The sequence below is a fragment of the Geodermatophilus sp. SYSU D00710 genome (assembly GCF_054050195.1).
The window spans coordinates 1-8,224 of sequence record NZ_JBJGYX010000102.1 but is presented as its reverse complement, the minus strand read 5'-3'; the positions used below and the strand labels follow the sequence as shown (position 1 = coordinate 8,224).

At 78.0% G+C, this 8,224-nt stretch carries 8 protein-coding genes; all 8 read left to right on the top strand.

The window, feature by feature from the left end; all coding sequences use genetic code 11:
* Nucleotides 1-235: 235 nt before the first annotated feature.
* The 8 genes from ACI78U_RS24430 (at nucleotide 236) to ACI78U_RS24395 (ending at nucleotide 8,096) form a co-directional block, all read left to right on the top strand.
* Nucleotides 236-859: a YceD family protein gene (locus ACI78U_RS24430; protein WP_456878040.1), complete on the top strand. Its 624-nt coding sequence runs from the start codon at nucleotides 236-238 to the stop codon at nucleotides 857-859.
* A 2-nt stretch (nucleotides 860-861) separates the two neighbouring features.
* Nucleotides 862-1,041: a 50S ribosomal protein L32 gene (gene rpmF / locus ACI78U_RS24425; protein ID WP_089402499.1), complete on the top strand. Its 180-nt coding sequence runs from the start codon at nucleotides 862-864 to the stop codon at nucleotides 1,039-1,041.
* Nucleotides 1,042-1,085: 44 nt separating this feature from the next.
* Nucleotides 1,086-1,832, top strand: coding sequence for a ribonuclease III (rnc, locus tag ACI78U_RS24420; RefSeq protein WP_456878039.1), 747 nt, complete (start codon nucleotides 1,086-1,088; stop codon nucleotides 1,830-1,832).
* Between the two features lie 4 nt (nucleotides 1,833-1,836).
* Complete coding sequence (mutM, locus tag ACI78U_RS24415) at nucleotides 1,837-2,712, top strand: bifunctional DNA-formamidopyrimidine glycosylase/DNA-(apurinic or apyrimidinic site) lyase (protein WP_456878038.1); 876 nt, start codon at nucleotides 1,837-1,839, stop codon at nucleotides 2,710-2,712.
* Complete coding sequence (locus ACI78U_RS24410; RefSeq protein WP_456878037.1) at nucleotides 2,709-2,984, top strand: acylphosphatase; 276 nt, start codon at nucleotides 2,709-2,711, stop codon at nucleotides 2,982-2,984. The genes mutM and ACI78U_RS24410 overlap by 4 nt, the downstream gene beginning before the upstream one ends.
* A 151-nt stretch (nucleotides 2,985-3,135) precedes the next feature.
* Complete coding sequence (locus ACI78U_RS24405; protein ID WP_456878036.1) at nucleotides 3,136-3,339, top strand: hypothetical protein; 204 nt, start codon at nucleotides 3,136-3,138, stop codon at nucleotides 3,337-3,339.
* A gap of 97 nt (nucleotides 3,340-3,436) precedes the next feature.
* Nucleotides 3,437-7,003, top strand: a complete 3,567-nt coding sequence (gene smc / locus ACI78U_RS24400; protein WP_456878035.1) for a chromosome segregation protein SMC — start codon at nucleotides 3,437-3,439, stop codon at nucleotides 7,001-7,003.
* A gap of 100 nt (nucleotides 7,004-7,103) precedes the next feature.
* Nucleotides 7,104-8,096, top strand: coding sequence for an aldo/keto reductase (locus ACI78U_RS24395; protein ID WP_456878034.1), 993 nt, complete (start codon nucleotides 7,104-7,106; stop codon nucleotides 8,094-8,096).
* The last annotated feature ends 128 nt before the right edge of the window (nucleotides 8,097-8,224 follow it).

The window sequence follows — 8,224 nt, the reverse complement described above, 5'->3', positions numbered from 1 at the left end:
CCCGCCCGCCCGCCCCCCCCCCCCCCCCCCCCCCCCCCCCCCCCCCCCCCCCCCCCCCCCCCCCCCCCCCCCCCCCCCCCCCCCCCCCCCCCGCACGATCAGGGACCCTGATCGTGGCCCACCATCGGCCGGACGGTGTCGCCGTGGGATCGGGTAGTCTCGGATGCTGGTCCGACTGCCGGTGCCCGTCCCCGGCCGGGCTCCCTCCACCCCCCCCACGACCGCGAGTACCGACATGCCTGCCGCACCATCCGATCGACGAGGCGCCGCGTCCACCGACGCCCGGCGCCCCGCCGCCAACCCCTGGGCCGTCGAGCTGCGTGAGCTCGGGCGCCGGGCGGGCTCCATGCAGGAGCTCGACCGCACCGTCCCGGCGCCCGCGGGCTGGCGGCTCGAGCTGGTGGGCGTGCCCGAGGGCGCCCCGGTGCACCTGCGGCTGCGGCTGGAGTCGGTGATGGAGGGCGTGCTGGTCTCCGGCGACGTCGAGGTCCCGGTCGAGGGCCAGTGCGCCCGCTGCCTGGAGCCGGTCGAGGACACCCTCGAGCTCGACGTCCAGGAGCTCTACGCCTACCCGGGCAGCACCACCGAGGCCACGAGCGAGGAGGACGAGGTCCGCCTCGTCGAGGGCGAGCGCATCGACCTCGAGCCGATGGTCCGCGACACCGTCGTCCTCGCCCTGCCGCTCTCGCCCACCTGCTCCGAGGACTGCTCCGGGCTGTGCTCCGGCTGCGGGCAGCGCCTCGACGACCTCCCGGCCGACCACTCCCACGAGCTGGTCGACCCCCGCTGGGCCGGCCTCGCCGGCCGTTTCACCACCGGAGCGGTCGACGACCGTCCGGGCGACCCTGAGGAGAACTGACCGTGGCCGTCCCGAAGCGGAAGATGTCCCGCGCCAACACCCGCGCCCGCCGGTCGCAGTGGAAGGCCAGCGCCCCCACGCTCGCCCCCTGCCCGAACCGCGCCTGCGGCCAGCTCAAGCCGCCGCACCAGGCCTGCCCGAACTGCGGCCAGCACGCCGGCCGCCAGGTCCTCTCCGTCTGACCCGGCCGGACGTGGGCAGCGCCGCCCGTACCCCGGTCATCCCCGTGGGCGACTCCCCGGCGGGGCAGGCGCACGCCGACCGCGCGGCCGCCTGGCTGCTCGACGCCCTCGGCGTCGAGCTGCCCGGCGGCCTGCTGGCGCTGGCGCTGACGCACCGCTCCTACGCGTACGAGCACGGCGGCCTGCCCACCAACGAGCGCCTGGAGTTCCTCGGCGACGCGGTGCTCGGCCTGGTCGTCACCGACGAGCTCTACCGCAGCCAGCCCGACCTGCCCGAGGGGCGGCTGGCCAAGCTGCGCGCCTCGGTGGTCAACATGAACTCCCTCGCCGGCGTGGCCCGGCGGCTGGGCGCCGGTGGGCTGGGCCCGCACCTGCTGCTCGGCCGCGGCGAGGAGACCACCGGCGGGCGGGAGAAGGACTCGATCCTCGCCGACGCGCTGGAGGCGCTCATCGGGGCGGTGCACCTGGGCATCGGGCTCGACGTCGCCAGCGCGATCGTGCACCGGCTGTTCGACCCGTTGCTGGTCGTGGCCGCCACGCGCGGCGCTGGGCTGGACTGGAAGACCAGCCTGCAGGAGCTCGGCGCCGCCCGCGGCCTGGGCGCCCCCGTCTACGACGTCACCGACGAGGGCCCGCCGCACGCCAAGAAGTTCACCGCGGCGGTGTCGCTGGCCGGGGTCGTCCGCGGGACCGGCACCGGCCGCACCAAGAAGGCCGCCGAGCAGGAGGCCGCGGAGGCCGCCTGGCAGGCGATCTCGGCCGAGGAGCCGGGCGCCCCCGCCGGGGAGTAGCGACGTGCCCGAGCTGCCCGAGGTCGAGGTGGTGCGGCGCGGCCTGGAGCGCTGGGTCGCCGGCCGCACCGTGGCCGGCGTCGAGGTGCACCACCCGCGCGCCGTCCGTCGGCACCTCGAGGGCGCCGAGCACTTCGTCGAGGCGGTCACCGGCCGCACCTTCGCCGCCGCCCACCGCCGCGGCAAGTACCTGTGGCTGCCGCTCACCGAGCCCGACGGCGCCCCGTCCGGGCGGGCCATGGTCGCGCACCTGGGCATGAGCGGGCAGCTGCTGGTCGAGAAGCGCTCCCAGCCCGACGAGACCCACCTGCGCGCCCGGTTCACCTTCACCGACGGCGGCCGCGAGCTGCGCTTCGTCGACCAGCGGACCTTCGGCGGGCTGGCCGTGGAGGACGCCGACGGGCACGCGATCCCGGACCGCCTGGCGCACATCGCCATCGACCCGCTCGACGGCTCCTTCGACGCCGACGCGTTCAGCGCGGCCCTGCGCCGCCGCCGCACCGAGGTCAAGCGCGCACTGCTCGACCAGACCCTGGTCGGCGGGGTCGGCAACATCTACGCCGACGAGGCGCTGTGGCGGGCGCGGCTGCACGGCAACCGCCCCACAGACCGGCTCACCCGGGCCCAGGTGTCCGACCTGCTGGAGGGGGTGCGGGACGTGCTGACCGAGAGCCTGGCGCAGGGCGGCACCTCCTTCGACTCGCTCTACGTCGACGTCAACGGGCAGAGCGGCTACTTCTCCCGGCACCTGGCCGTCTACGGCCAGGCCGACCGGCCCTGCCCGCGGTGCGGGACGCCGATCGTGCGCGAGTCGTTCACGAACCGGTCGAGCTACAGCTGCCCGACCTGCCAGCCGCGTCCGCGGGCGAGGCGGTCGTGACCGACGTCGTCCGGGTGGGCGTGCTCGTCTCCGGCCACGTGCAGGGCGTCGGCTACCGCTGGTTCGTCCGCGGCCTGGCCGACGCCGCCGGGCTGTCGGGCTGGGCGCGCAACCTGCCCGACGGGCGCGTCGAGGTCGAGCTCGAGGGGCCGGCCGACACGGTGCGCACCGTCGTCGCCGCCCTCGACGGGCCCCGCGCGCCCGGAGCGGTCACCGCGGTGGTGCACGAGCAGCGCGCGGTGCAGGGGAGCGCCGGGTTCACGACGGCGTGACGAAGGCGACATCCCTCCGACACGGCGGCCCTCCGGTGGTGCCGTTGACCTGCGTGTCCGGGGGTGTCACCCTGGGGGTACCGAGCCCGCGCCGACCGACTTCCCGGGGCGGCGGGCACTCCCTCTCGCTGTCGGAAAGGCCGTTTCCGCCATGGCCAAGGCCCTCTTCGGTTCTGTCGTATCCCCCGCGGAGCTCCGCGTCCTCGACGAGAACGCGGTCCTGCGCGCCAAGGTGCGCCGCCTGGAGCAGGAGCTGACCGAACTGCGCGCCCAGCGGGACGCCGCCCGCGACGCCGCGATCGCCTCCGAGCTGCTCAGCCTGGCCGGCGACAACGCCCAGCCGGCCCTCGCCTAGCTGAAGGACCCCCTGCCCCCCGCTGCTCGCACGCTCGCGGCGGGACCCTGCAGGGGGCCGACTGCGGGCTGCGTCCCGTGGCCAGGTCCCTGATCCCGTGCACCTCTCCGCCCTGACGCTCAAGGGCTTCAAGTCCTTCGCGTCGGCCACGACGCTGCGCCTGGAACCGGGCATCACCGCCGTCGTCGGCCCCAACGGCTCGGGCAAGTCCAACGTCGTCGACGCCATCGCCTGGGTCCTCGGCGAGCAGGGCGCGAAGACCCTGCGCGGCGGCAAGATGGAGGACGTCATCTTCGCCGGCACCGCCGGCCGCCCCGCGCTGGGCCGCGCCGAGGTGACGCTGACCATCGACAACGCCGACGGCGCGCTGCCGATCGACTACACCGAGGTCTCGGTCACCCGCCGCATGTACCGCTCCGGCGAGAGCGAGTACGAGATCAACGGCGACAAGGTGCGCCTGCTCGACGTCCAGGAGCTGCTCAGCGACGCCGGCATCGGCCGGGAGATGCACGTCATCGTCGGGCAGGGGCAGCTCGACGCCGTCCTGTCCGGGCGCCCCGAGGACCGCCGCGCCTTCATCGAGGAGGCCGCCGGCGTCCTCAAGCACCGCAAGCGCAAGGAGAAGGCCCTCCGCAAGCTCGACGCGATGCAGGCCAACCTCGACCGGCTGACCGACCTCACCGCGGAGCTGCGCCGCCAGCTCAAGCCGCTGGGGCGGCAAGCGGAGGTCGCCCGCCGGGCCGCGGGCGTGCAGGCCGAGCTGCGCGACGCGCGGCTGCGGCTGCTCGCCGACGACCTGGTCGGCCTGCGCGACGCGTTGGAGAAGGACGTCGCCGACGAGGCCGCCGCCCGCGCGCGCCGCGCCGTCGTGGAGGCCGAGCTGGGCGGCGTCTCCCGCCGGGAGAGCGAGCTGGAGGCGGCGCTGGCCGCCGACGCCCCGCGGCTGGGCGCCGCGCAGGACACCTGGTACCGGCTCTCCGCGCTGACCGAGCGCTTCCGCGGCGTCGCGCAGCTGGCCGCCGAGCGGCACCGTCACCTGTCCGCGCCGGGCCCGGCGGGCAGCGGCGGCCGAGACCCCGAGCAGCTCGACGCCGAGGCCGACCGGGTCGCCGCCACCGAGGCCGAGCTCGCGGCCGGGCTGGAGGCCGAGCGCGGCCGGCTGGCCGCCGCCGTCGCCGCCCGCGCGCAGCTGGAGGAGGCGCTGGCCGCCGAGGAGCGCGCCTGGGTGGCCGCCACCCGCGCGCTCGCCGACCGCCGGGAGGGCCTGGCCCGGCTCTCGGGCAAGGTCGCCGCCGGCCGCTCCCGGGCGGCCGCGGGACAGGCCGAGGCGCAGCGGCTGGCGCAGGCGGCCGCGGAGGCGGCCGGCCGCGCCGAGGCCGCGCAGACCCGCCTCGACGAGCGCCGGGCCGGGGTCTCCGACGCCGACGACGAGGACGTCGCGCTGGTCGCCGCGCACACCGACGCCGTGACCGCGCACACCGCCGCCGCCCGCGCGGTGACCGAGCTCGCCGCCGCCGAGCGCGCCGCCGAGCGCGACCGCGCCTCCTGGGCAGCCCGCCGCGACGCCCTCGCACTCGGCCTGGCCCCCGCCGACGGCGCCGCGGCCGTCCTCGCGTCCGGCCTGCCCGGCGTGCTCGGTCCGGTCACCGAGCGGGTCACCGTCGCCCCTGGTGCGGAGGTGCCGCTGGCGGCGGCGCTGGGCGGGCTGGCCGAGGCGGTCGTCGTCGCCGGGGTCGACGACGCCGCCGCCGCGCTGGCGCACCTGCGCGGCACCGGCGGGGGGCGGGCCGGGCTGCTGGTCACCGGCGGGCCGCCGCCGCTGCCGCGGGAGGGCTGGCCGGTGCTGCCCGAGGGCCTGCGGTGGGCGCTGGACCTCGTCGAGGCCCCGGAGGAGCTGCGGCCGGCGCTCGCGCGGACGCTGGACCGGGTCGCCGTCGTCCCGACCCTGGACGTCGCCGCCGCGCTGGTCGCCGCCCACCCCCGCGTCCGCGCGGTGACCGCCGACGGCGACGTCGTGGGCGCCGACCGGGCGTCGGGCGGGTCGGCCGACGCGCCGTCGAACCTGGAGGTGCGGGCCCGGGTCGACGAGGCCGAGCGCGAGCTCGCCGCCGCCGCCGCGCGGGCCGCCGACCTCGCCGACCGGCTGGCCGCCGCCCGGGAGACCGCCCGCGCCCGGTCGGCCGACGTCGACACGGCCCTGACCGCCCGGCAGGCCGCCGACCGCAGCCGCTCGAAGCTGGCCGCGGAGCTCGCCGAGCTCGGAGCCGCCGCCCGCTCGGCCGCCGCCGAGGCCGAGCGCACCGCGGCCGCACAGCGGCGGGCCGAGCGGGCGCTGGAGGAGTCCGCGGCCGGGCTGGCCGAGCTGGAGGCGCGGCTGGCCGAGGCCGAGGCCGCCCCCGCCGCGGCGGAGCCCTCCTCCGAGCAGCGCGACCGGCTGCGGTTGGAGACCGCCGCCGCCCGGCAGGCCGAGACCGAGGCCCGGCTCGCCGTGCGGACCGCCGAGGAGCGCGCCCGGGCGCTGTCCGGCCGCGCCGAGGCGCTGCGCCGCCAGGCGCGCCAGGAGCGGGCCGCCCGCGAGCGCGCCGCCGCCGCCGCGCTGGCCCGCCGCCGCGGTGCGGAGGTGGCCGCCCGCGTGCGCGCGGGCGCGGAGGAGGCGCTCACCTCGCTGGCCACCTCGCTGGCCCGGGCCGCCACCGAGCGCGACCGGCTGGCCGGCGAGCGCAGCACCCGCGAGGCCGAGCTGCTCGAGGTGCGCACCCGCGTCCGCGCCGCGACCGCCGAGCTCGAGCGGCTGACCGACGAGGTGCACCGCGACGAGGTCGCCCGCGCCGAGCAGCGGCTGCGCATCGAGGCGCTGGAGGAGCGCGCCGCCGAGGAGTTCGGCGTCGACCTGCCCACGCTGGTGGCCGAGTACGGCCCGGCCGCGCCCGTGCCGCCGGCCCCCGCGCAGCTGGCCGCCGCCGAGGCCGCGGGCGAACCCGAGCCCCCGCCGGTGCCCTACGACCGGGCCGCCCAGGAGCGCCGCGCCGCCCGCGCCGAGCGCGACCTGGCCACCCTGGGCCGGGTCAACCCGCTGGCGCTGGAGGAGTTCGCGGCCCTGGAGGAGCGGCACACCTTCCTCGCCACGCAGCTCGAGGACCTGCGGGCCACCCGCCGCGACCTGCTCACCGTCGTCCGCGAGGTCGACGGGCGCATCCACGACGTCTTCGCCTCGGCGTTCGCCGACGTCTCCCGCGAGTTCGAGGGCGTCTTCGCCACGCTGTTCCCCGGCGGGCAGGGGCGGCTGGTGCTCACCGACCCCGAGGACATGCTCACCACGGGCGTGGAGATCGAGGCGCGCCCGCCGGGCAAGAAGGTCAAGCGGCTCTCGCTGCTGTCCGGCGGCGAGCGCTCGCTCACCGCCGTCGCGCTGCTGGTGGCGATCTTCCGCGCCCGGCCCTCGCCGTTCTACGTGCTCGACGAGGTCGAGGCCGCCCTCGACGACGTCAACCTGGGCCGGCTGCTCACCCTCGTCGAGCAGCTGCGGGCGACCTCGCAGCTCATCGTCATCACGCACCAGAAGCGCACGATGGAGATCGCCGACGCGCTCTACGGCGTGAGCATGCGCGGCGACGGCATCACCGGCGTCATCAGCCAGCGGTTGCGCGAGCCCGACCCCGTCTGATGCCGGGGCATGCCCACCAGGCATGACGGCAGGCATTGGTCCCGCCGCGGGCGGCTCCCCGAGGCTGGGCACCGACGCACCCGGGAACCCAGGAGGACCCGTGACCGACCCGCTGCCCACCCGGACCCTCGGCGACCTGGCGGTGCCGGCCGTCGGCTTCGGCGCCATGGTGCTCAGCCCCGGCATGTACGGTGCGGTCGACGAGGAGCGGGCCCAGCAGGCGCTGACGGCGGCGCTGGACGCGGGGGCCACGTTCGTCGACACCAGCGACGGCTACGGACCCGACGGGCACAACGAGCGGCTGGTCGGCCGCGCCGTGCGGGAGCGGCGCGACGAGGTGGTCCTCGCGACGAAGTTCGGGTTCCGCATCCCCGAGGGGGCGCCGGCGCACCACTTCCCGGTCGGCTACGCGTACGGCGAGCTGGCCGTCAACGCCGATCCCCGGCACGTGCGCGCCTACGCCGAGCAGAGCCTGCGCGAGCTGGCCACCGACCGGATCGACCTGTACTACCCGCACTTCCCCGATCCGCAGGTGCCGCTGGCCGACACCGTGGGCGCGGTCGCCGAGCTGGTCGACGCCGGGCTGGTGCGTCACCTGGGCCTGTCGAACGTCACCGCGGCACAGGTGCGCGAGGCGCACGCGGTGCACCCGGTGGCGGCCGTGCAGACCGAGTGGTCGATGTGGCGCCCGGTCGACCCGGACCTGCTCGCCACCACCCGCGAGCTCGGCATCGGGATCGTGGCCTGGTCACCGCTGGGCGGCGGCTTCCTGACCGGCACCGTCACCGCGCTCGCCGACGGCGACTTCCGGCACAACGCGCCGCGCTTCTCCGGCGCGGCGCTGGCCCGCAACAACGACCGGTACGCGCCGGTCCGCGCCCTGGCCGCGGAGCTGGGGCTGGCGCCGGGCCAGCTCGCGCTGGCGTGGCTGCTGGCGCAGGACCCGCACGTGGTGCCCATCCCGGGGAGCCGGACGCCGGCGCACGTGGTCGAGAACGTCGAGGCCGCGCGCGTCGTCCTCGACGCGGGGACGCTGCGCCGCGTCGACGCCGCGCTGGCCGCCTTCGAGCCCGAGGGCGGCACCCTCCTCTGAACGGGGGGGGGGGGGGGGGGGGGGGGGGGGGGGGGGGGGGGGGGGGGGGGGGGGGGGGGGGGGGGGGGGGGGGGGGGGGGGGGGGGGGGGGGGGGGGGGGGGGGGGGGGGGGGGGGGGGGGGGGGGGG

What these genes read in the sequence shown, in the direction of transcription:
- ACI78U_RS24430 (WP_456878040.1), top strand. Translation starts at nt 236, where the DNA reads ATGCCTGCCGCACCATCCGATCGACGAGGCGCCGCGTCCACCGACGCC.
- ACI78U_RS24405 (WP_456878036.1), top strand. Translation starts at nt 3,136, where the DNA reads ATGGCCAAGGCCCTCTTCGGTTCTGTCGTATCCCCCGCGGAGCTCCGC.